22 protein-coding genes are annotated in these 21,133 nt (G+C 52.4%); 6 read left to right on the forward strand and 16 right to left on the reverse strand.

The features are described 5' to 3' along the window. Positions 1-3: 3 nt before the first annotated feature. From tolQ to ACMAY6_RS13180, 8 genes are all read right to left on the reverse strand, one after another. Positions 4-711, reverse strand: coding sequence for a protein TolQ (tolQ, locus tag ACMAY6_RS13145; RefSeq protein WP_435212510.1), 708 nt, complete (start codon positions 709-711; stop codon positions 4-6). Between the two features lie 24 nt (positions 712-735). Further along, on the reverse strand, positions 736-1,149 hold the full coding sequence (ybgC, locus tag ACMAY6_RS13150; protein WP_435212512.1) for a tol-pal system-associated acyl-CoA thioesterase: 414 nt from the start codon (positions 1,147-1,149) through the stop codon (positions 736-738). Next, complete coding sequence (gene ruvB / locus ACMAY6_RS13155) at positions 1,146-2,201, reverse strand: Holliday junction branch migration DNA helicase RuvB (protein WP_435212514.1); 1,056 nt, start codon at positions 2,199-2,201, stop codon at positions 1,146-1,148. The genes ybgC and ruvB overlap by 4 nt, the downstream gene beginning before the upstream one ends. Further along, complete coding sequence (ruvA, locus tag ACMAY6_RS13160) at positions 2,198-2,827, reverse strand: Holliday junction branch migration protein RuvA (RefSeq protein ID WP_435212515.1); 630 nt, start codon at positions 2,825-2,827, stop codon at positions 2,198-2,200. The genes ruvB and ruvA overlap by 4 nt, the downstream gene beginning before the upstream one ends. A gap of 9 nt (positions 2,828-2,836) precedes the next feature. Then, positions 2,837-3,355, reverse strand: coding sequence for a crossover junction endodeoxyribonuclease RuvC (gene ruvC, locus ACMAY6_RS13165; protein WP_435212517.1), 519 nt, complete (start codon positions 3,353-3,355; stop codon positions 2,837-2,839). Between the two features lie 74 nt (positions 3,356-3,429). Further along, entirely contained in the window at positions 3,430-5,208 is a 1,779-nt protein-coding gene (aspS, locus tag ACMAY6_RS13170; RefSeq protein WP_435212519.1) for an aspartate--tRNA ligase, read from the reverse strand. A 39-nt stretch (positions 5,209-5,247) separates the two neighbouring features. Continuing rightward, positions 5,248-5,598, reverse strand: coding sequence for an FmdB family zinc ribbon protein (locus ACMAY6_RS13175; protein ID WP_435212521.1), 351 nt, complete (start codon positions 5,596-5,598; stop codon positions 5,248-5,250). 266 nt (positions 5,599-5,864) lie between these two features. Further along, a complete protein-coding gene (locus tag ACMAY6_RS13180) occupies positions 5,865-6,287 on the reverse strand; it encodes an HU family DNA-binding protein (RefSeq protein WP_435212523.1) in 423 nt (140 codons plus the stop codon). A gap of 257 nt (positions 6,288-6,544) precedes the next feature. Here ACMAY6_RS13180 and ACMAY6_RS13185 point away from each other — a divergent pair, with 257 nt between their 5' ends. The 6 genes from ACMAY6_RS13185 (at position 6,545) to ACMAY6_RS13210 (ending at position 12,415) form a co-directional block, all read left to right on the forward strand. Next, the gene (locus ACMAY6_RS13185; RefSeq protein WP_435212525.1) at positions 6,545-8,254 is read left to right on the forward strand and encodes a proline--tRNA ligase; all 1,710 of its coding nucleotides are present in this window, start codon (positions 6,545-6,547) and stop codon (positions 8,252-8,254) included. Between the two features lie 88 nt (positions 8,255-8,342). Continuing rightward, a complete protein-coding gene (locus ACMAY6_RS13190) occupies positions 8,343-8,837 on the forward strand; it encodes a lytic transglycosylase domain-containing protein (protein WP_435212527.1) in 495 nt (164 codons plus the stop codon). Positions 8,838-8,912: 75 nt separating this feature from the next. Beyond that, complete coding sequence (locus ACMAY6_RS13195) at positions 8,913-9,752, forward strand: helix-turn-helix transcriptional regulator (RefSeq protein ID WP_435212529.1); 840 nt, start codon at positions 8,913-8,915, stop codon at positions 9,750-9,752. A 117-nt stretch (positions 9,753-9,869) separates the two neighbouring features. Next, positions 9,870-11,213 carry a glutamine synthetase family protein gene (locus ACMAY6_RS13200; protein WP_435212531.1) on the forward strand — a complete coding sequence of 448 codons (1,344 nt, stop codon included), beginning with the start codon at positions 9,870-9,872 and terminating at the stop codon, positions 11,211-11,213. Positions 11,214-11,283: 70 nt separating this feature from the next. Further along, a complete protein-coding gene (locus tag ACMAY6_RS13205) occupies positions 11,284-11,763 on the forward strand; it encodes a glutathione peroxidase (RefSeq protein WP_435212533.1) in 480 nt (159 codons plus the stop codon). Between the two features lie 85 nt (positions 11,764-11,848). Then, a complete protein-coding gene (locus ACMAY6_RS13210) occupies positions 11,849-12,415 on the forward strand; it encodes a carboxymuconolactone decarboxylase family protein (protein WP_435212535.1) in 567 nt (188 codons plus the stop codon). 75 nt (positions 12,416-12,490) lie between these two features. On the opposite strand, the gene ACMAY6_RS13215 is transcribed toward ACMAY6_RS13210, so the two are convergent. The 8 genes from ACMAY6_RS13215 to mrdA all read right to left on the reverse strand — a co-directional run bounded on the left by ACMAY6_RS13215 (position 12,491) and on the right by mrdA (position 21,129). Beyond that, positions 12,491-14,080, reverse strand: coding sequence for a peptide chain release factor 3 (locus tag ACMAY6_RS13215; protein WP_435212537.1), 1,590 nt, complete (start codon positions 14,078-14,080; stop codon positions 12,491-12,493). A gap of 121 nt (positions 14,081-14,201) precedes the next feature. Beyond that, positions 14,202-14,822, reverse strand: coding sequence for a lipoyl(octanoyl) transferase LipB (gene lipB, locus ACMAY6_RS13220; protein WP_435212539.1), 621 nt, complete (start codon positions 14,820-14,822; stop codon positions 14,202-14,204). Positions 14,823-14,825: 3 nt separating this feature from the next. Further along, entirely contained in the window at positions 14,826-15,092 is a 267-nt protein-coding gene (locus ACMAY6_RS13225) for a YbeD family protein (protein ID WP_435212541.1), read from the reverse strand. A gap of 20 nt (positions 15,093-15,112) precedes the next feature. Continuing rightward, positions 15,113-16,273, reverse strand: coding sequence for a D-alanyl-D-alanine carboxypeptidase family protein (locus ACMAY6_RS13230; RefSeq protein ID WP_435212543.1), 1,161 nt, complete (start codon positions 16,271-16,273; stop codon positions 15,113-15,115). 90 nt (positions 16,274-16,363) lie between these two features. Then, entirely contained in the window at positions 16,364-17,137 is a 774-nt protein-coding gene (locus tag ACMAY6_RS13235) for a septal ring lytic transglycosylase RlpA family protein (RefSeq protein ID WP_435212545.1), read from the reverse strand. After that, the gene (mltB, locus tag ACMAY6_RS13240; protein WP_435212547.1) at positions 17,130-18,116 is read right to left on the reverse strand and encodes a lytic murein transglycosylase B; all 987 of its coding nucleotides are present in this window, start codon (positions 18,114-18,116) and stop codon (positions 17,130-17,132) included. The genes ACMAY6_RS13235 and mltB overlap by 8 nt, the downstream gene beginning before the upstream one ends. A 33-nt stretch (positions 18,117-18,149) precedes the next feature. Further along, positions 18,150-19,292: a rod shape-determining protein RodA gene (gene rodA / locus ACMAY6_RS13245; RefSeq protein ID WP_435212549.1), complete on the reverse strand. Its 1,143-nt coding sequence runs from the start codon at positions 19,290-19,292 to the stop codon at positions 18,150-18,152. After that, positions 19,285-21,129, reverse strand: a complete 1,845-nt coding sequence (gene mrdA / locus ACMAY6_RS13250) for a penicillin-binding protein 2 (protein WP_435212551.1) — start codon at positions 21,127-21,129, stop codon at positions 19,285-19,287. Before mrdA ends, rodA begins: the two co-directional genes overlap by 8 nt. Positions 21,130-21,133 lie beyond the last annotated feature (4 nt).

Consider the following 21,133-nt stretch of genomic DNA (forward strand, 5'->3'; position numbering starts at 1 on the left):
AATTCAATCCGCACTGCGCCGTGCGCGCTGAGCGTAAGTCTGACGCTGGAGAATTCCGGAAAATTCGTCGACGAACGTATCGTAGCGATTGATCAGACTATCGGACTTTGCAGCAAAACGGTTGTAAGCCAGCACGGCAGGTATCGCAGCGAACAACCCCATGGCCGTTGCAATCAAGGCCTCTGAAATACCCGGTGCTACGGTTGCAAGCGTGGCTTGGGTTGCATTGGCAAGCCCTCGGAATGAGTGCATGATCCCCCAAACCGTCCCGAATAAACCGATATAGGGACTGGTCGATCCCACAGACGCCAAGAAGGGTAAATTGGCCTCAAGGCGATCACTCTCCCTCAGGGTGGCAACTCGCATCGCGCGCCTTGCTCCCTCGAGTATGGCGTCAGCTTCGATATCTGACTGCTGAGACAACCGCGAAAACTCCTTGAAGCCTGCTCGAAAGATACTCTCCACTCCAATAGGCGTAGTCCCGTCAGCCAGAGCGTCATTGCCCTCACGGTAAATTTGCGCGAGATCGACACCCGACCAAAAATGCGCCTCAAAGCCCGCCAGTTCATCGGACATTCGCCGGTACAACATGACTCTTTGCACGATGAAATACCAAGAAGAGATGGAAGCTAATAAAAGAATCAGCATGACCACCTGTACGGTCCCACTAGCGCCAATAATCAGCTCCAGAATGCCTAACTCTTCACTCACATAAACCTCCCCATGTTGTTAGCTCTACAGACCTTCGATTTTCTGACGCATCGCGGCGGGAATCCGACGTGGGTTACCGTGCTCATTGCTCACCAGTGCCAAAGTGACCTGCCCCTCTACCAGACATGTTGTACCCCGCATCACCGTTTGTGAAAAAGTGAGGGTTGCACCACCCATTTGCGTGACGCAAGCGGTCGCCCTAATCGACTCGTCAAGTCGCGCAGGACTTCGGTAGCTGACACTTGCGTTCGAGACGACAAACATGAGGCTCTCGTCAGGAAAAGCCGGCTTTTCATAGCCCAGTGAACGCATATATTCAGTACGTGCACGCTCAAAATACTTGAGATAGTTGACGTAATAAACAATACCTCCAGCGTCGGTGTCTTCAATGTAGACCCGCATGGGCAGGGAAAATTCCCCAGACTGCGGCAATGTCACCGATCGAGATCCAGGTCTAGAGAAAGTGTATTATCTCGATCAGCTTTAGGCATCGACATGCCAAAGTGTCGGTAAGCGGCTTGCGTTACCATGCGGCCACGAGGCGTGCGCAGCAAATAACCTTGCTGAATGAGATAGGGCTCAAGCACGTCTTCCAAGGTGCCTCGCTCTTCCGATAACGCAGCAGCAAGACTGTCCACCCCCACCGGACCTCCTTCAAACTTCTCAATAAGCATCAGCAAAAGGCGGCGATCTAGATGATCAAGGCCAAGCTGATCCACATTCAACATGTCTAACGCCTGCTGGGCAATTGATTCAGTGATCCGACCGTCAGACTTCACTTCTGCATAGTCACGCACTCGACGCAGAAGACGGTTAGCAATACGAGGGGTACCTCGAGCACGTCGCGCCATTTCCAAAGCCCCCGCATCATCGACTGGAATCTCCAGCAATTTTGCCGAGCGAGCTACAATTTTGGCGAGATCATCAACCTCATAAAACTCGAGGCGCTGTACAATGCCGAACCGATCGCGTAGCGGAGAAGTCAGAAGGCCCGCTCGAGTTGTAGCGCCTACTAGCGTAAAAGGAGGAAGATCGAGCTTGATAGATCGAGCGGCGGGCCCCTCGCCAATCATAATATCCAGCTGATAGTCTTCCATTGCCGGGTAAAGGATTTCTTCGACGTAGGGACTCAACCGGTGAATCTCGTCGATAAACAACACATCGCCCGGCTCTAGGTTTGTCATAAGCGCGGCAATATCCCCGGCCTTCTCAAGCACCGGACCACTCGTTGTTTTTAATGCCACCCCCATCTCATGGGCGATAATACTGGCAAGGGTTGTCTTGCCCAGCCCAGGAGGTCCAAAAATCAGCGTGTGATCAAGGGGTTCATCTCTTTGTCTCGCAGCAGCTAAAAAGATTTCCATCTGCTCGCGCACGACCCGCTGGCCCAGATAATCTTCGAGGGATTTAGGACGTATGGCTCGATCCAGTTGCTCGTCAACGCGAACCCCCGGCTCTGGAGCGACCAATCGGTCGGTTTCAATCGTCATCGACTTGCCTTTTGCGCTGAGGCCTTAAGTGCTCGTCGAATCAGCTCTTCGCTGGATTCGATGGAATCGTCATCGACCGCCGAAACCAGTCGTGCTGCCTCGGGTAATTTATAGCCCAAAGCAACCAGTGCCTGCTCAGCCTCACTTCGGCAATCCACTGTGGGGGCAGCTGGCTGGAATTGACCTTGTGCGCCGGGGATTGCAGGAGACAGTTCCTCTAGCCATTTTCCCGCTTTATCACGCATTTCTACCAGCAATCGTTCAGCCGTTTTACGCCCTACTCCCGGTAGCGCCACTAGAGTGGCGACATCATCTCGTTGTAAACATTGGGCAAAGGCTCGGGCGTCGAGACCGGACAATAGTGCAAGTGCGAGCTTTGGCCCAACACCGCTGACCTTTATCAGCTCACGGAAAAGACGCCGGTCTGCCTCTTCTCTGAAACCATATAACAACTGAGCATCTTCTCTCACGACAAAATGCGTCAACAGCGTCACCTCTTCCCCCACCTCCGGAAGATCAAACAGCGTCGTCATGGGGACCTGTAGCTCGTAGCCAATTCCACCGACATCTAGCAACAACTCAGGTGGCCGCTTTACGATGAGTCGTCCGCGTAAAAATCCTATCATTAGCCGTACTCAGCGAGACCTACCACGGCTGCGTGCCGTGGCGGGAATATGTTGTAGCGATTGATTTGAATGCAGGTGACACAGCGCCGCCGCCAAGCCATCAGCTGCATCCTCCTTAGGCGCAGCGGGCAATTTCAGCAATATCTTTACCATATGTTGAACCTGCTCTTTGGTCGCGGCCCCGGTGCCGACGACCGCCAACTTAATTTGGCGTGCAGCGTATTCATAAACGTCCATGCCTCGGTGAACGCAGGCAGCCATTGCTGTGCCTCGGGCATGCCCGAGCTTCAGTGCTGAATCGGGGTTTCGCGCCAAAAAGACCTCCTCGATAGCCAGCTCTTCAGGACGAAATTCATCAATAATGCTGTTCAATGAGGAAAACAGTACACCCAATCTAGGCCCAAGGGGCTGATCGACTGGCAAGCGTATGATGCCGCTGGTCACGTAGACAGCCGCTGATCCTTCCGTCCTGATGACGCCAAATCCCGTTTTTCTCGAACCGGGGTCTATACCCAGAATCGTGGTCATGGCAACTCCCTTGTCGCTGCCTACATTCTGACTGAAACCGAGCCCAACGTCACAAAAAGCGTAGCAACCGCTTTCTAGTCGTTTTTACCCGCGTCTGACCGTCGCAGTTTGATGCTGAGATCACGAAGCTGACTGTCGCTGACTCGTCCTGGCGCCTCAGTCATCACACACGATGCAGTTTGCGTTTTGGGAAACGCAATCACGTCGCGGATCGATTGCCCACCGACCATCAGTGTCACCAGTCGATCGAGACCAAATGCCAGACCACCGTGGGGTGGCGCACCGTACTGCAAGGCGGTCAATAAAAAACCGAATTTCTCAGCAGCTTCATCCGCCTCAATATTCAAGACATCAAAAACAGCCTGCTGCATATCTGGGCGGTGGATTCTAATTGAGCCCCCCCCAAGTTCAGATCCGTTGAGCACCATGTCGTAGGCGCGTGACAGTGCCTCCGATGGGTTTTCACGCAGTGCGGCTTCGTCGCAAGAAGGCGCAGTGAAGGGATGGTGCAACGGTGTTAACCCACCCTTGCCATCCTCTTCAAACATGGGGAAATCAACAACCCACAAAGGAGCCCAACCTGCTTCGATAAGCCCCAGGTCCTCCGCCACCTTGAGGCGCAAAGCTCCCAAGGACTCGTTTACAACCTTACGCTTGTCGGCGCCAAAGAAAATGATATCGCCATCTTTGGCCTCAAGCCGGCCCATCAACTTGTGGACAACGTCCTCAGGCATGAATTTTAGGATAGGGGATTGCAAACCTTCCAAGCCTTTGGCCAAATCATTTACCTTGATCCACGCTAGACCTCGAGCGCCGTAAACGCTGACATGGCGGGTGTAATCATCAATCTCTTTCCTGGACAGCTTGGCGCCACCGGTCACTTTCAGAGCAGCAACGCGACCGGCTGAATCCTGAGCGGGGCCGCTGAACACCTTGAATTCGACGCCAGCCATCAAATCATCAACAGAAACGAGCTCCAGCTGAATGCGAAGGTCAGGTTTGTCTGAACCATAACGCTCCATGGCCTCATGCCACGTCATATGGGGAAATTCGCCGAGTTCCACGTCCAGATGCTCTTTGAAAACCGAGCGAACCAAGCCCTCAGACAGACCCATAATGTCAGACTCATCTAAAAACGAAGTTTCTAAATCGATCTGCGTGAATTCAGGTTGGCGGTCAGCTCGCAAATCTTCATCTCTAAAACATCGGGCTATTTGGTAATACCGATCAAAGCCCGACACCATTAAAAGCTGCTTGAACAACTGAGGAGATTGGGGCAAGGCAAAAAAATCGCCCTCGTGGGTTCGGCTAGGCACTAGATAATCTCGTGCGCCCTCCGGTGTAGCTCGCGTCAAGATGGGGGTTTCAATATCGAGAAAACCTTGTACATCTAAGTACTGACGAATCGACGAGGTCAGTCGAGCCCGAAACATCAGATTGTTCTGCATCTCTGGGCGACGCAAGTCCATATAGCGAAATTTTAACCGCACGTCCTCACCAACCGTATGATGTGCATCCAGAGGAAACGGTGGTGTCGCAGACTCGCTCAACAGCTCAATCTCTTTGCCGAGTATCTCTACAGATCCTGTTGCCATGGCGGGATTGATCGTCCCTTCACCTCGAGCACGAACACGTCCCGTAATTTTAAGCACATATTCACTGCGCACACGGTCCGCAAGGGCAAAAGCCGATTCGGTGTCGGGGTCAAAAACGACCTGCACAATGCCTTCACGATCACGCATGTCTAGGAAAATCACCCCGCCGTGGTCACGACGCCGATCAACCCAACCGTAAAGCGTTACCGTGTTATCAATATCTGCTTCACCGACTAGGCCGCAGTAATGTGTTCGCATACTCTTTTCACCATGTCCCCGCGGGGACTCAAACGTCCGTTACTTTGTGGTCGTATTATTTGATTGACCGGAAGACTTTTTCCCTTCTGCCGATGTGCCAGACGCACTGCTACCGCCCGTCTTGGAACCACCCTCACTTTTTACCGCACTCGATGCCTCACCCGAGCTGTTTTTTTCTTTAGTGTCACCCGCCAGATTCTTCTGGTTTCCGGTCTTAAAGTCGGTCTCATACCAACCACTGCCCGCCAATCTAAAGGCCGGGGCACTCACTTGCTTACGCAGTGTTTCCTTGCCACATTCGGGGCAGGTTGTAAGCAGTGCATCTGACAGCTTCTGTAAGGCTTCGAGCTGATGTGAGCAGTCACTGCACCGGTAGTCATAAATCGGCACGTCGGTATCTCCCAACAGGAACAGGTAAATCGTTCCAGGCGAATTGAGTGAGAATCTGAAACTTCTGAGGGTGCGCAGAGTACCGGAAAAGCAGGCCTGTTTAAACCGGAGTCACCTTTAACTAGGGGAGCTGGCGTCAATAGCCTAGCTTTTGAGGCGCAAAACGGTGCTACATTCGAGGAAGCACCTCGAGCTGTCACATCGCCACCGTCCGTATGAAAACTCCCCAGGGGCTGACGCCCCTAGGGAGTCACCGGAAACGCCTTCTAGTTGGCGAATTCCTTCATTTTCTTCAAGGGGCGAATTTTTACTGCTGTGCTAGCAGGCTTCGCTTTGAACATCGTCTCTTCACCAGTAAAGGGGTTGATGCCTTTACGAGCCTTCACCGCTGGCTTACGGACCGTGGTGATTTTCATCATGCCCGGGATTGTAAATTCCCCGGCACCGCGCTTTTTGATACTGCCTTCAATCAACGCGTCCATTTGCTGCATTACGTCAGAGACCTGCTTTTTTGTCAGACCAGTGTTATCAGCAATGGTGCCAACGATCTGTGTTTTGGTCATCTTGGTCGAGATGGCCTTCACTTTTGCAGGAGCTGCCTTTGCGGCCGGCTTTTTAGCGGGCGCCTTCTTAGCTGCTGCTTTTTTCTTTGCGGGTGCTTTCTTTGCTGCTGCTTTTTTGGTTGCCATGGGTCTTTATCACCTTTTAAGTAGTGGTATGGAGACTGGGTAACCGACTCAAAAACCTTAGAATTAAGGCTTCAAAGTGCAGTTCTGCAGATTCAACACGAGAATATGCTGTAAAACAAGGTGTTTTTTTCTTTAAAAGCATAAAAACCCCTGTTTTTTTAGTATTTCCCCCCGCACACAAAGTTCTACCCAGCTTACTTCCGCCCATTGCCGACTCTCCGTACAATTGTGGCCTTTGTTTTCGGAGTCGCACTATCATGCGTGCCAGCCAGTTTTTACTATCAACCCTCAAAGAAACACCTGCAGATGCTGAAGTCATAAGTCATCAGCTTATGTTACGAGCCGGACTCATCCGCCGAGTAGCCGCAGGCATATACAACTGGATGCCTTTGGGATTGCGCGTGCTCCGTCGAGTCGAACAGGTAGTTAGAGAGGAAATGTGCCGTGCCGGCGCACTCGAAATCAGCATGCCGGTGGTGCAGCCAGCAGAGCTTTGGCTGGAATCTGGTCGCTGGGAACAATACGGACCCGAGTTGGCACGCCTTCAAGATCGACACAATCGAGAGTTTTGCCTGGGACCCACCCATGAGGAGATTATTACATCGCTGGGGCGAACTGAGATTAAAAGCTACAAGCAGCTGCCCCTAAATTTCTTCCAAATTCAAACGAAATTTCGCGATGAGATTCGCCCTAGGTTTGGCGTGATGCGATCACGAGAATTCATAATGAAAGACGCTTACTCATTTCATACCGATCAAGCGTCTTTAGAACAAACCTATTGGCGTATGCACCAGGCATACACAGCTATATTTACCCGACTGGGCCTTAATTTCAGGTCGGTGGAAGCCGACACCGGCTCCATTGGCGGCTCTCACTCACACGAGTTTCATGTACTCGCTGATTCAGGAGAGGATGCTATCGCTTTCTCGGACACTAGCGACTACGCCGCAAATGTCGAACTTGCCCCGGCGCTTGCACCACCGGCCACCGATTCTGAGATCAGGGACTTAACCCAATTTGCGACGCCCGGAGTTAAGACGATCGATGACCTGATAAAGCAGGCCGGCGTGAGTATATCCGAGACCATAAAAACGCTATTTGTCAAAGGCGAAGCTGATGAGATTGTCGCTTTAGTGCTGCGGGGCGATCACCGGCTAAACGCTTTGAAAGCTGAAAAATTACCCGGCATACACGCACCTCTGGAGTTAGCCGATGAGGCGAAAGTACTGGCTGTTGCAGGTGCAGGGTTCGGCTCTTTGGGGCCTGTAGGACTGAGTGTGCGCGTTGTTGTTGATCAGAGCGCGGCGGCGCTGAACAGTTTTATTTGCGGGGCAAATCAAGATGGCTTTCACCTCCGAGGCGTTAACTGGTCACGGGATGTTGCCAATATTGAAACTGCAGATATCCGAGAGGTTGTTGCCGGCGACGCTAGCCCTTGTGGCCAAGGAAAGCTGGAGATTCGTCGTGGTATCGAGGTCGGCCATATTTTCCAACTGGGCACCAAATACAGTGAGGCCATGAAAGCTGTCGTTCTCAACGAAGAGGGCAAGTCGGTACCCATGGCAATGGGGTGCTATGGCATTGGAGTAACACGAATTGTTGCCGCGGCTATTGAGCAAAATCATGATGAGCACGGCATTGTCTGGCCGGAAGCTATGGCACCCTTTGAAGTCGCATTGGTGCCGTTAAATATGGATAAGTCTGAAGCCGTAGCGGCCGCTACTGAGGCACTCTATGAGCAGCTCATTAGTTTGGGAGTGGAAGTTTTCATGGATGATCGCAAAGAGCGGCCGGGCGTGAAGTTTGCTCAAATGGAGCTCATTGGCATCCCTGTCCGGGTCACGCTGGGGGACCGGTCTCTTGCTGAGGGCAATATCGAGCTGCAAGAGCGCACCAGCGACCAGAAGCAACTGATACCAATCGCAGAGGCTGCCGATGCGATTATTGCTATGATTCGCGGTGCGTAACCGCATCAAATTCGGCCTGTTGTTAACCTGCTTGTGGTGCTGGCTTTTTATTAACGCAGCGCAAGCAGAGCCCGCGGAGCGGGCTGCAATGCGAAGCTTTCTCGAACAATCCATTGCTGGCGCGACCAGCTTTGAGGATCGATTTGATGCTGAAGTTTGGCTGCTCGACATGCAGACCCGACTGGCACCTTTCATGTCTGACCCTGAAGAGCGCGTGCAGTTTTTGACCCTACTGCATCAGGAAGCACTGGCGGCTAATCTTCCCCCCGAGCTGGTACTCGCACTGATTGAGGTCGAAAGCCACTTTGACCGGTTCGCAGTATCAAGTGCTGGGGCACAAGGCTACATGCAGGTCATGCCTTTTTGGAAGGATGAGATTGGAAGACCTGAGGACAACCTTACGCGCAGCGATACAAACCTACGTTACGGCTGCAGAATTCTTCAGTTCTACTGGCAGCGAGAATCGGGTGATCTACATCGCGCACTGGCGGCTTACAACGGCTCACTCGGCAGTCGCAGGTACAGCGATAAAGTGTTTCACGCGTGGCAAAGCCGCTGGCGCAACGCGCCGCTTGACTGGTAGTTTATGGTCAGTCGAATTGGGAGGCGGTGCCTTGATCGGCAAACCCGAGCACTTAAAACGAGAGACTGACTAACTATGGTCAACCTGCAAGCATTTACTCGCTGGAATTCTGATCTCGCAAAAACTGTTGCTGCTATTGGCGGCGACGCGTTTTTCAATCAGCTGTTCTCGGCTCTCGCGGATCAGGTCGCTCATATTTACCCCCAAATTTGGCTGTACCATCGCGACCTGCCACCAAGAATTCTCTATCACGAAATACCCGCTGATGCGGTGGAGTTACAAATAGACCGGTATCTTGAGGGCCCGTATCGGGAAGATCCCTTTTATCAAATATCGATGAATAGCCCGCGTAGCAGTATTTATAAGTTGGGGCGCCTGACAGGCAACACTTTCGAAGACAGCGGCTACTTCCGTAACTACTACGGTGGCACCGGCACCTGTGATGAGATTACCTTTCTGACGCGCCTAGACGATGGCAGCGTTGTGAATTTTTGTATTATGCGCAAAGCCAGTGACACTCCTTTCAGCGATGAAGACTACGACCTGCTTTACAGCGTGTCTGAAATTGTGGCGTCGCTTATTCAGTCGCACTGTCATCGGGACGATTTCGCGTCGACAAATTTATTGCAACCCGGGCTCGACGCCCAAATTGACATTGCATTTAAGTCTTTTGGCAGTGATTTTGTGAGCCCAAGAGAGCGTGAGGTACTAGAGCTGATGCTCAGGGGTTATGGCGCAGATACATCTGCGGAGCGACTTTCGATATCCCTCGAGACCGTGCGGCGACATCGAAAGTCACTCTACAAAAAGCTGGATGTGTCCTGTCAGGCTGACTTATTTGCACTCTTTATCAACACAATGCCTTATATCGCTAGCGCTCAGGGAGGGGATCCGCTGTCCGTTTACATGCAATAATCCGCAAATCTTTGAACTAACTCACAAAAAAGCTCCCTTCACTGCCCTTTTTGGGGCATTGCCTGCCCCAGCCCCGCCGCTCAGACTCCCCCCTTTACAAATTTAGCGGTGATACCCGTGCAACGCGAAGTCGACTTATTCCTGAAGGCCTACCCCTCTGTAGAAATGATTGAGGCGCTGATTACTGACTGTAATGGTGTCGCTAGAGGCAAATGGATCCCACGTGGAAAAATACAATCTGTGCTCGATGATGGCTTAAAGCTACCCAAGTCTGCGTTGGGTTTAGACATTTGGGGCAGAGATATTCCAGAACTAGCCCATGCCAATGGCGATATTGACGGTTACTGCATGGCCGTTGAGAACTCTTTAAAGCCCGTGCTGACGCCTCGCGGTACCGATCAGGGACAATTGATCATGACCATGATCGATGAAACTGGCGCCCCCTACATGGGTGATCCCCGACAAATTCTTGCCAAGGTTTTGGCGGGATTTACAGAGCGAAATCTGAAGCCTTGTATGGCTGCAGAGCTGGAATTTTACTTGGTGCCTGACCCCGGACGAGACAAGCCGCTTAGAAGCGCCCTCGATAGCCTGGACACGTTGGGCGGCAATCTCTACGCATTAAATGAGCTGGACAACCACAGTGAAATGCTCGATCTACTGAGAGAGACCTTTAAGGTACAGGACCTACCCTACGAAGGCATTATCAAGGAATCTGCCCCAGCTCAATTCGAAATCAATATGGCCCACAGTGACGATGTGATGCTGATGGCGGATCAAATCATACGCATGCAGCGCTGTATTCGCAGAGTCGCTAGCCAGTGTAATTTGATCGCCAGCTTTATGCCCAAACCCCTTGATGATGAAGCGGGAAATGGCATGCACATTCACTGTAGTGTGCTAGAAGAGCGGGGCCTCAACATTTTTAACGACGGTAATGATGAAGGCAGCCCTCTGTTGAAGCAGGCGATCGCAGGATGCTTGGAGCTGATGCCCGACTCCATGCTGATTTTCGCCCCCAGCTTCAACGCTTATCGACGCTTTCAAGCTGGCAATCATGCCCCGACCGTCCCAACATGGGGCTATGACAATCGCACCACTGCACTTCGCGTTCCCTCTGGGCCACAAACAGCCCTGCGTATCGAGCACCGAGTCGCCGGAGCCGACGCCAACCCCTATTTGGTGATGGCGGTAATGCTGGCCGGAATTCTTCACGGCTTGGAAAATAAAATGGAGCCCCCAGCGGCGATTGAGGGTAACGCCTGGGATATGCAGCATGAAACGCCCGACCTCCCCTGTCTGATGAATGTAGCCGTAGAAAAATTTCTAAATTCACCCCTTATCGAAAAATACCTCAGCGCCGAGTTTCAATTGTTATATGGCAAGACCAAAGAGCAAGAGCTGAACGAATTTCAGCGCCGGGTCACTGATTTTGAGATTGAAACCTATCTCAGGGGTTAAAAATTGTGCTGATCCGCGAAGCCTTATTCCCGTATCATCTAGCATCTACTGACGCCGAGAGAACAACCCCATGACCACTGCCTATGACTTTCAAGCAAGCGCTGCCAATGGCGACGAAGTCAACTTAGACGACTATCGAGGGCGAGTTTTGCTGATCGTCAATACCGCTTCCAAATGCGGCTTCACCCCTCAATACGAGGGGCTAGAAGCACTTCAAGCCCAATACCACGACAAGGGATTTGATGTGCTGGCATTCCCATGTAACCAGTTTGGCGGCCAAGAGCCCGGCAGCGAAGAGGAGATCGTAGAGTTTTGCACTATGCGATTCAGCTCTACATTTCCTATTTTTGCAAAAATTGAGGTCAATGGCGCGGACACACACCCGCTATATAGTTGGCTGAAGGGTCAGGCCAAAGGCATTATGGGCACCGAGCGCATCAAATGGAATTTCACTAAATTTCTCATCAATGCCGAAGGAAATGTCGCTAAGCGTTATGGCTCCCAAACAAAGCCCGCGGCGATCGCAAAAGATATTGAAGAACTACTCTAAAGGGTCACGGCAGAGCCCCCGCCACAGGCTTACCGTCGTGAGGATCGCTAATTCCACCCGGCCGATTTAGGCTTCGAGGAACACTGTGCGATTAAAAAAGCCTCGAATCTACCCCCTACCCGATGACGCCATCGGCGATAACATTCGCAGCCAGCTGGGCTCGCAGTTCGAAGGACAACCCGTTCTCAACGTCTTCCGCACATTGGGAAAATCGTTGAAAGCCTATCGTAGGTTCATGGGCTGGGGGGGCTATATTCTCTCATCGGACAACGACCTGAGCCCGCGAGACCGAGAGCTCGTCATTCTTCGCACGGGGTACAATTGGCAGTCGGGATATGAATGGGCTCAGCACGCGCGCATAGGAAGTGCCTGTGGGCTGAGTGATGAAGAGATACAGCGTATTAAGGCGGGTCCTCAAGCTACAGGATGGAGCCATCGCGATCGTGCTTTGCTCAATGCCACAGACAATCTCACTAACGATGCCTTCATCAGCGATACCAACTGGGCGGCCCTAAGCGACTTCTCTGAAAAACAGCGAATGGACCTGGTTATGACCGTGGGGCAATACACCCAAGTATCAATGATGCTAAATAGTTTTGGGGTGCAGCTAGACCCTGGTTACACGCTGGACCCAGACCTAGACGACCGTTGAGATATCCCGCTACAGGTTTTGTTATGAAGGCTTCGCGTCACCCAACCGCCAGACTCAGGGACACGCCATGCCAACTTAATGCTCTCGAGTTTCCCTGAACTGAATGTCAGGCCAACGCTCCTCCATGAGTGCCAGATTGACCCGCGTCGGCGCCAAATAAGTAAGATAACCGCCGCCATCCTCGGACAGATTATCTTCGGCCTTTTTGCGAAATTCCTCTAACTTACGTGGATCCTCAGCTTCTATCCATCGTGCGGTATACACGTTAATCGGTTCATAAATCGCTTCGACTTTATATTCATCTTTTAACCGGTAAGCCACGACATCAAACTGCAACTGGCCCACAGCGCCTACGACCAAATCGGTCGACATCAGCGGTGAAAAAACCTGTGTCGAGCCCTCCTCCGACAGCTGTTGAAGGCCTTTTTGCAGCGCCTTCAACTTCATTGGGTCTTTGAGTCGTATACGCCGAAACAGCTCGGGAGCAAAGTGGGGAATCCCTGTGTAGCGAAGGTCTTCGCCGAGGGTAAAGGTATCCCCTATCTGAATAGTCCCGTGATTATGAAGACCAATAATATCCCCGGAGACCGCCTCCTCAACCAATACTCGCTCACCGGCCTTAAAGGTCACTGCATCTGCAATTTTCACGTCTTTGGCCGCGCGAACATGGCGCATCTTCATGCCTTTGGCGTAGCGCCCCGAGCAAATTCGGACAAAGGCAATACGATCGCGGTGCTTCGGGTCCATATTGGCTTGTATTTTAAAGACAAACCCCGAAAAGGGTTCTTCCCTAGCATCAACAAGCCGGGTCCGGGTTTCTCGGGGTAAGGGCTTGGGCGCCCACTCGACAAATTTATCGAGCATTTCCCGAACACCAAAATTACCCAGGGCGGTGCCAAAAAATACTGGGCTCAACTTACCTTGAAGGAAGGCCTCCTGATCAAAAGCATGACTCGCGCCTTTAACCAATTCAATTTCATCACAAATTGACTCATATTCGTCGTCGAGCAGCGCTTTAGCTTCGAGGGAATCCAACCCGTTAATTCGAGTATCTGGGGGCAATAAGGCGTTGTGGCCCGCCTCAAACACGTGAATCACGTCATCGTGCAAGTCATAAACACCCTTAAAGTGTTTGCCCATACCGATAGGCCAATTAACGGGCGCACCGGCAATACCCAGGACCGCCTCTATCTCGTCTAGCAACTCGATAGGGTCGCGAATATCCCTGTCCATCTTGTTAACAAAAGATACGATGGGCGTATCCCTCAACCGACAGACATTCATCAGTTTGATGGTTCTATCCTCAACACCCTTAGCGCCATCAATTACCATCAGCGCTGAATCGACCGCAGTAAGGGTCCTGTAGGTATCCTCCGAGAAGTCCTCGTGTCCCGGGGTGTCGAGCAAATTAACCGTGCGATCTTTATAGGGAAATTGCATCACCGAAGAGGTCACGGAAATACCGCGCTCTTGCTCTAGGCTCATCCAATCTGAAGTCGCATGGGGACCCCGCTTGCCCTTTACCGAACCCGCAATTTGGATAGCGTTACCCAGCAGCAGCAGCTTCTCGGTAATCGTCGTTTTACCCGCATCGGGGTGGGAGATAATGGCAAAGGTGCGCCGAGCTTCAATATCCCGTTTTAAATCTGCCACAGTATCGGACATGTTGGTTCCTCCTGAAGCGCGGGATTATGCCAGTGCCAATGTACACCCGCCATGAACTCAGTGATGAAACCTCTAGAAACTTCCTGAAATACCAATAATTGCAGCTCACACCCTGACACACTCAGATTGCAGGGCGCGAAAACTCATACTCCAGGCTATCCAGCAGGGCTTGTCCAATGGCCTCTTTGTCGACAGCGTCAACACCCAGTAAAGACGCCATCGAAATCACCTCGAGTCCCGCATGTCCGCAGGGGTTTATGCGACGGAAAGGTTCGAGATCCATATCCACATTTAAAGACACCCCATGGTAGCTGCAACCCCTAGATACCTTCAATCCAAGCGCCGCGATCTTCCTGCCTTCTACATAGACGCCGGGAGCTTTTGGGTCAGCCGAGGCCTGAATGCCATATTTGGCAAGCAGTGCAATAACAGCTCGTTCGATAGCCGTCACCAGCCCCCTTACCGTAAGGCTGCTACGTCGAATATCGAGTAATACGTAGACCACCCACTGACCGGGCCCGTGGTAAGTCACCTGCCCCCCTCGATCAATTTTCACAACCGGGATATCACCGGGGGCCAGTAAATGTGCTGCCTTTCCCGCCACGCCCTGAGTAAACACCGCAGGATGTTCAAGCAGCCAGAGCTCATCAGGAGTGTCGCCGGTTCGGTTTTTGGTAAAGGCCTTCATCGCCGAAAACGTTTCGTCGTAATCAACCAGCCCTAAAAGCCGTCGCTCAATCACCGCTCAAATCACCATAGAAACCCGGCCCGTCGCCATCAGATCCTGATGGAGCGCCGCGAGTTGTTCAGGGCCTGTCGCCTCGATGATCAATGTTAGAGACAAAAAGGTGCCGCCTTTGGAGGGGCGACGCTGGGTCAGACTTCGGTCGAAGGCAGGCGCGTGCGTTTCAAAGACCTCGTTAATAACCGCCTCAAAATCATGGCCCGCTCGGCCCAACACCTTGATGGGGTAGCTACAGGGAAACTCTATTTTTGGGGCTTCTGGTTCCATGGGTCTTCCCTAGCAAAACATCAAGGGCTGAATATCTGGGAGAGCCACAGTAGAAAACCATCCCAAAGACGCTTAAAGAACCCTGCGGACTCGACGTTCTGAAGCGCCTGCAGGGGTCTCTCCAACAACAGCTCCCCATCGAGAAAAACTTGCAGCTGACCCACCGCATCTCCCTTGTTGATCGGAGCCTGCAGCGGATCATCAAAGGAGGCAATCACTTCAGGAGTTGCCTGAGTTCTGGGCACAACAACGGTCACAGACTCCAATAGGCCGCCATCAACAACCTCTGTCTTACCTTTCCAGACCCGAGTACTGCCAAGTGACGCTACGCCAGTTACAACTTCCAAATTTTTGTAAAAACGAAACCCGTAATTCAATAGGGAGCGCGTCTCTGCTTTGCGACTGCGCGTACTGTTACTGCCTAAAACCACTGAAATTAAGCGCATACCATCGCGCTCTGCTGAAGCCACAAGGCCATATCCAGCAACACTCGTGTAACCTGTTTTCAGACCATCGACCGAGGGATCTTCGCGCAGCAGATGGTTCCGATTGTGCTGCTTAATATCGTTGTAGGTATAAGACTGCTGGCGATACACCCGGTAGCGTTCTGGGTGATTACGAATCGTTGCGCTGGCAAGCACGCCAAGATCTCGAGCCGTTGTCAGATGATCTGAATTCGGTAAACCGTGAGTATTTTCAAAGTGGGTCGCGGCAAGCCCTAGCTCCTCGGCATAGCGATTCATGAGAGCAACAAACGCCTCTTCACTACCTGCAATGTGCTCGGCAATGGCAACCGTCGCATCATTGCCTGAGGATATGGCGATGCCCTGCTCAAGCTCCCCTACCGTCACTACCTTACCGGGCTCGATCCACATTAAGGATGAGCCGCGAAATTTAGGGTTTTGGGACCAAGCATTCCGGCTGACCGTGACTTCGTCGTCAAGGGACAACCGACCGGCATCGACCTCTTCCGCGAGAATGTAAGACGTCATTAGCTTGGTCAGACTCGCCGGGGGTAGTCGAGTGTCAATGTTGTGCTCTACCAGAATTTCTCCGGTAATAAAGTCTAGCAATAGATAGGCATCGGCATTGATACCCGGAGGCGCCGGCACCAGCGATACCGCCGTGGCAGAGGCGTTGAAAAGCAAAGCGATGAGTGCAACAAAAACGGGGTTTTTCATGCGGTCGTAATGCACCGTAGCAACAATAAGGAACGCAATGGTATCAGTGACTCAGTACTAGGGGTAAAAATCAGCGAAAAAAGCGCCCCTTTAGGGCATGGGTTGCCCTTGGGGCAAACCCGCTGCTCGCAGCTGATTTTGAGCCTCACGCAAGTCTGTCTGATTCTCAAAAGGCCCCAAACGAACACGAAAAATCAGGCCACTTGCAATGGTCGCGGGCAGGACCTCTGCAGGCACTGTGACGAATCGCTGCGACTCTTCAGCCAGTGCCTGAGCCGCAGCTTCACTCACATAGGCACCCAACTGCAGAGTCCGATACGCAGTAACCGGGTTGTTGCGAAGGTCCGACACTCCCATGACCTCAACGGTATCAATGCGAACTGTTGCAGTGCCTTGATCGGCAAAACCCAGACGCACTGCAGCTCCGTAGGAAAGGTCTATGATTCGATCCGGGTGAAAGGGACCCCGATCATTCACCCTGAGGATCATGCTGGCTTGATTCTCAAGGTTTGTGACACGAACATAGGTAGGGATGGGCAGGGAACGATGGGCTGCAGTTGGCTCATAGGCACTAAAACGCTCGCCATTTGCGGTGGCACGGCCATGAAATTTCAACCCATACCATGATGCAATACCCTCTGCGGAGTAATTGTCGGCACTTTCCAAAACAGTGTAGGTCTGACCGTTTACCGTGTACGGACTGCTGTTGCCTGCCCGGGTAATGGGTTCTGCAATCGGAATTGCATCTGGCACTGCACCCGGAGAGATCGGCGGTGGTGCCCTGTCCGCCACCTCGATCGTCTGGGTACAACCCTCTAGCAGCAGGAGACTTACTGCGATCAAAACTCTCAAACGATTAGCCATCTGCAGCCAAGCTCTCAATCTCCTGGCTGAGTTGCCAGACACTCAAGGCATACATCGCACTATGGTTGTAGCGAGTAATGACATAAAAGTTTTCAAGACAGAGCCAATATTCGAGACCCTCGTTACCCTGCAGGCGCAGTGGGGTCGCCGCCATAGAGACATCGGTGGCGGTGTGAGGCGCAAAGCCCTGTTCGGCGAGCTCGCCCACTGTCATCGTCGGCTTGAGGCCTCCTTCAAACAATTCAGAGCTAGCGCCATCGTAATTGGCGGGAACGACGACAAGAGCCCCTGGTTGCCAGCCATGACGAACAAAGTAATTGGCGACACTAGCTATGGCATCCTCGGCATTGCCCCATATATCAGCAACACCATCGCCATCATGATCGATAGCGTAAGCTCGGTAGCTTGAAGGCATAAATTGGCCATACCCCATAGCCCCTGCATAAGAACCTTTCAAAGCAAGAGGGTCTTTGCCGCTTTCATAAGCCAAAATAAGAAAGTTTTCGAGCTCTCGGGTAAAGAATGGCGACCGTTTAGGGTAATCAAATGCGAGTGTTGCCAGCGCATCAATGACCCTGTAGCTGCCGGTAATGCGGCCATAAAAAGTTTCGACCCCAATGATGGCAGTAATCACAGATTCGGGAACACCCGTACTGGTGCTGACGTTTGTGAGTGTGTCGGCGTATTGTTTGGCAAACGCCACGCCTTCCTGAGCACGTTTATCTGTCAAAAATATTTTGCGGTAGTCGTACCATGGCTTGGTCTTTTCTGCGGGTCTCGAAATAGCGTCCAAAATACTCTGCTGGCGCTCGGCTTGATTCAACAACGCAACCGCCCAGTCTCGATCGACACCCTGCTCCACAACATTGGCAAGAATTTGCTCAACCTCCGTTCGTTCTGAATATTCACCCGCAAAGCTGATGCTGGGTGAGACCATTGCGAACACCATCAAAAAAAATACGTGAACTGGCGATGCCATTCTGCTTCCTTTTACCGAGACTAAAATTTAAGTTTACTGCCTAATCACTCGCTTTTCGGCGCTGACAGCCATTAACACGCCAAAACCCAGCATCAACGTCACAATCGACGTGCCCCCCGCACTGACCAAGGGCAGCGGCACACCCACTACTGGAAGAATACCTGCCACCATACCCATATTGACGAAAACGTAGACAAAAAAGGTGAGCGTTATCGATGACGCAAGCAAACGCCCAAACCCGGTTTGAGCGCGGACGCTAATGGCAAACCCGCGCCAGATGATCAACGCATAAATCAACAAAAGAAGCACAACCCCTCGGAGGCCCAATTCTTCAGCCAACACAGCAATAATAAAATCTGTTTGGCTCTCAGGTAAAAAATCAAGATGCGATTGCGTCCCCGATAACCAGCCCTTACCCGACCAGCCCCCTGACCCAATGGCTGTCTTAGACTGAATAATATTCCACCCCGCCCCTAATTTATCGGACTCGGGATCCAGTAAAGTCAGGATTCTCTGCTTTTGATAATCCTTGAGAACAAACAACCAAGCAGGCCACGCACTCATTAAAAGCAATGTGGCTGCGCCTGCGATGTACCACCAACTGACCCCCGCCATAAACACCACAAACAGCCCGCTCGCTGCCACCAGTAATGAGGTTCCTAAATCGGGCTGAATGACAATAAGACCCGCGGGGAGCGCGATGATCAGCAGCGCTCCCAACAAGGGCCTAGGTCGCGGCGGTATGCCCTGACGACTAAACCAAGAAGCGACCATCAGCGGCATCGCCAACTTCATGAGCTCTGACGGCTGAAAACGAATGACCCCCAAGCTGAGCCAGCGCTGTGCGCCTTTTGCGCCGACACCAAAAAGCGGCACCGCCACCAACAGCAACAATGCCGCAACATAAAACAAAGGGGCCCATCGATAGTACGTATCTACACGGATTTGGCTGGCAACCAGCATAGCCACCGTTGCAATAGCGAAGTTCCGCGCCTGTCTTATTAGGGCGGCCTGACTACCATCTGAAGCACTAAACAGTACAAAAAAACCATAAGCAATCAGTGCGACTAACAAAGCTAGTAACCAGCCATCTAAATGCAATGCATTCAATACGGAATTCCGGCGCTTGAAATCACCGCGACTGTCTGCGGTAAGGTAGCGATCGTATTCAGCCATCCTGATCCCTCATCAGCCAAGCATCCATTACGGCTCTAGCGACAGGGTAGGCCGCACTGCTACCGCCACCATTTTCAGCCAACACTGCTATCGCTATACGCGGGCTATCGACCGGTGCAAATGCCATAAACCAACCGTGATTGCGGTGCCGGGCGTTAATATTCTCCTCGTCATAAACAGCATCTTGTGCAATACCAATGACCTGAGAGGTACCCGTCTTACCCGCAATGGTATAGGCAAGATCTTTACCAATCGCTGAAGCGGTGCCTGCGGGGTTGTGCACGACATCCATCATTGCTGCAATGACTGCTGACCAATGTGCTGGACTAGCAACAACCTGCTCGCGGCGAGGTGACACCCGCGCCTCGCCATCAACACGGCTTACCACCGTCGGTGAGTAGGCGAAGCCTCGATTGGCCACGACCATCGCCGCCTGCGCCAACTGTAACGGCGTCGCCAGCATATAACCTTGGCCAATACCGACACTGAGGGTTTCTCCGGGATACCAAGGCTGATCAAGCTTCTCTCGCTTCCATGCCCGCGACGGTAGGATACCCCGCTGCTCGCTTGTGATATCGATACCGGTCACTTGACCAAACCCGTAAGGGGCCAACCCCTCAGACAACCGATCGATACCTAAATTTCGGGCCAGGTCGTAGTAATAAACGTCGCAGGACTCGGCAATCGCCATGCGCATATCAACCTCTGGCGCATGTCCGGTACCACGTATACGAAGAATCCAGTCACGGTAACGACGAGAGTCGCCCGGGATTTGATACCACCCGGGGTCCTTAACCGTGGTCTCCGGTGTAATAAGTCCAAGCTCAAGGCCGGCCAGCGCCAGCATAGGCTTCACCGTTGAACCCGGGGGATACTGACCCTGGATGGCTCTGTTTAATAAGGGCGTGTCAGGAGAGTCACGAAGTTCGCTGTAAGCTTTTGCGCTGATGCCGTTGACGAATAAATTGCCGTCAAAACCGGGCTTTGATACCAGCGCTAAAACACCTCCGTTGCGCGGATCTAACGCAACAACCGCCCCGCGCTGCTCCCCCAGCGCCGCCGCCGCAACCCGCTGAAGCTCCAAATCGAGATGCAATTTTAGATCTTTACCGGGGAGAGGTGCCTCTTGATCGAGTACCCGCAGAACTCGGCCGTGGGCGTTGGCTTCGATATTTTGATTGCCAACCCGCCCCAACAAAACATCCTCATAATATTTTTCCAACCCCACCTTGCCGATGTGAAATGTCCCTCGATAGCGGTCCTCGGCAATTCGTAGGGTTTCCTGTTGGTTAATACGCCCTACGTAACCTAAAACGTGACTGAGCAAATCACCATGAGGATAGGCTCGCGTTAATTGCGCCTCGATAGTGGCTCCGGGCAGCGTATGGCGATGAACACCGATAACAGCGGTCTCCTCATCGGACAGACGCAACTTCAGGGGCACCGCGTCGTAAGGTCGACTGCGCCGGCGCCGCTCCTGAAAGCGCGCACGCTCCTCGGCATCTAGGCCTATTAGCGATTCAATGCGATCCAATAAGATCGATAAATCATCGGCCCGCTCCACGACAACCGCCAAAAGTTGGCTGGGTTCATTACTGGCAAGTAGCTGGCCATTGCGATCGAAAATAAGCCCTCTTGTGGGAGGAAGGGCCTCAAGACGGACGCGATTGCGCTCTGACTGCGTCAGGAATTGCTGATAGTTATCAATTTGAAGTCCGTAGTAACGGTAGAAAAGTACCGACAGCGCCAGCAGCACAATCACTGAAGCTGTTAACACACGGCCTCGATGTATCTCGGCCTCGCGACCTGTGTCTCGGATGGCTTCCCTGGGCGCCATTAAA

This window comes from Luminiphilus sp. nBUS_16, assembly GCF_051201645.1.
Classification (GTDB): domain Bacteria; phylum Pseudomonadota; class Gammaproteobacteria; order Pseudomonadales; family Halieaceae; genus Luminiphilus.

What these genes read in the sequence shown, in the direction of transcription:
- ruvB (WP_435212514.1), bottom strand. Translation starts at nt 2,201, where the DNA reads ATGACGATTGAAACCGACCGATTGGTCGCTCCAGAGCCGGGGGTTCGC.
- ruvA (WP_435212515.1), bottom strand. Translation starts at nt 2,827, where the DNA reads ATGATAGGATTTTTACGCGGACGACTCATCGTAAAGCGGCCACCTGAG.
- ruvC (WP_435212517.1), bottom strand. Translation starts at nt 3,355, where the DNA reads ATGACCACGATTCTGGGTATAGACCCCGGTTCGAGAAAAACGGGATTT.
- aspS (WP_435212519.1), bottom strand. Translation starts at nt 5,208, where the DNA reads ATGCGAACACATTACTGCGGCCTAGTCGGTGAAGCAGATATTGATAAC.
- ACMAY6_RS13180 (WP_435212523.1), bottom strand. Translation starts at nt 6,287, where the DNA reads ATGGCAACCAAAAAAGCAGCAGCAAAGAAAGCACCCGCAAAGAAAAAA.
- ACMAY6_RS13185 (WP_435212525.1), top strand. Translation starts at nt 6,545, where the DNA reads ATGCGTGCCAGCCAGTTTTTACTATCAACCCTCAAAGAAACACCTGCA.
- ACMAY6_RS13190 (WP_435212527.1), top strand. Translation starts at nt 8,343, where the DNA reads ATGCGAAGCTTTCTCGAACAATCCATTGCTGGCGCGACCAGCTTTGAG.
- ACMAY6_RS13195 (WP_435212529.1), top strand. Translation starts at nt 8,913, where the DNA reads ATGGTCAACCTGCAAGCATTTACTCGCTGGAATTCTGATCTCGCAAAA.
- ACMAY6_RS13205 (WP_435212533.1), top strand. Translation starts at nt 11,284, where the DNA reads ATGACCACTGCCTATGACTTTCAAGCAAGCGCTGCCAATGGCGACGAA.
- ACMAY6_RS13215 (WP_435212537.1), bottom strand. Translation starts at nt 14,080, where the DNA reads ATGTCCGATACTGTGGCAGATTTAAAACGGGATATTGAAGCTCGGCGC.
- ACMAY6_RS13225 (WP_435212541.1), bottom strand. Translation starts at nt 15,092, where the DNA reads ATGGAACCAGAAGCCCCAAAAATAGAGTTTCCCTGTAGCTACCCCATC.
- ACMAY6_RS13230 (WP_435212543.1), bottom strand. Translation starts at nt 16,273, where the DNA reads ATGAAAAACCCCGTTTTTGTTGCACTCATCGCTTTGCTTTTCAACGCC.
- ACMAY6_RS13235 (WP_435212545.1), bottom strand. Translation starts at nt 17,137, where the DNA reads ATGGCTAATCGTTTGAGAGTTTTGATCGCAGTAAGTCTCCTGCTGCTA.
- mltB (WP_435212547.1), bottom strand. Translation starts at nt 18,116, where the DNA reads ATGGCATCGCCAGTTCACGTATTTTTTTTGATGGTGTTCGCAATGGTC.
- rodA (WP_435212549.1), bottom strand. Translation starts at nt 19,292, where the DNA reads ATGGCTGAATACGATCGCTACCTTACCGCAGACAGTCGCGGTGATTTC.
- mrdA (WP_435212551.1), bottom strand. Translation starts at nt 21,129, where the DNA reads ATGGCGCCCAGGGAAGCCATCCGAGACACAGGTCGCGAGGCCGAGATA.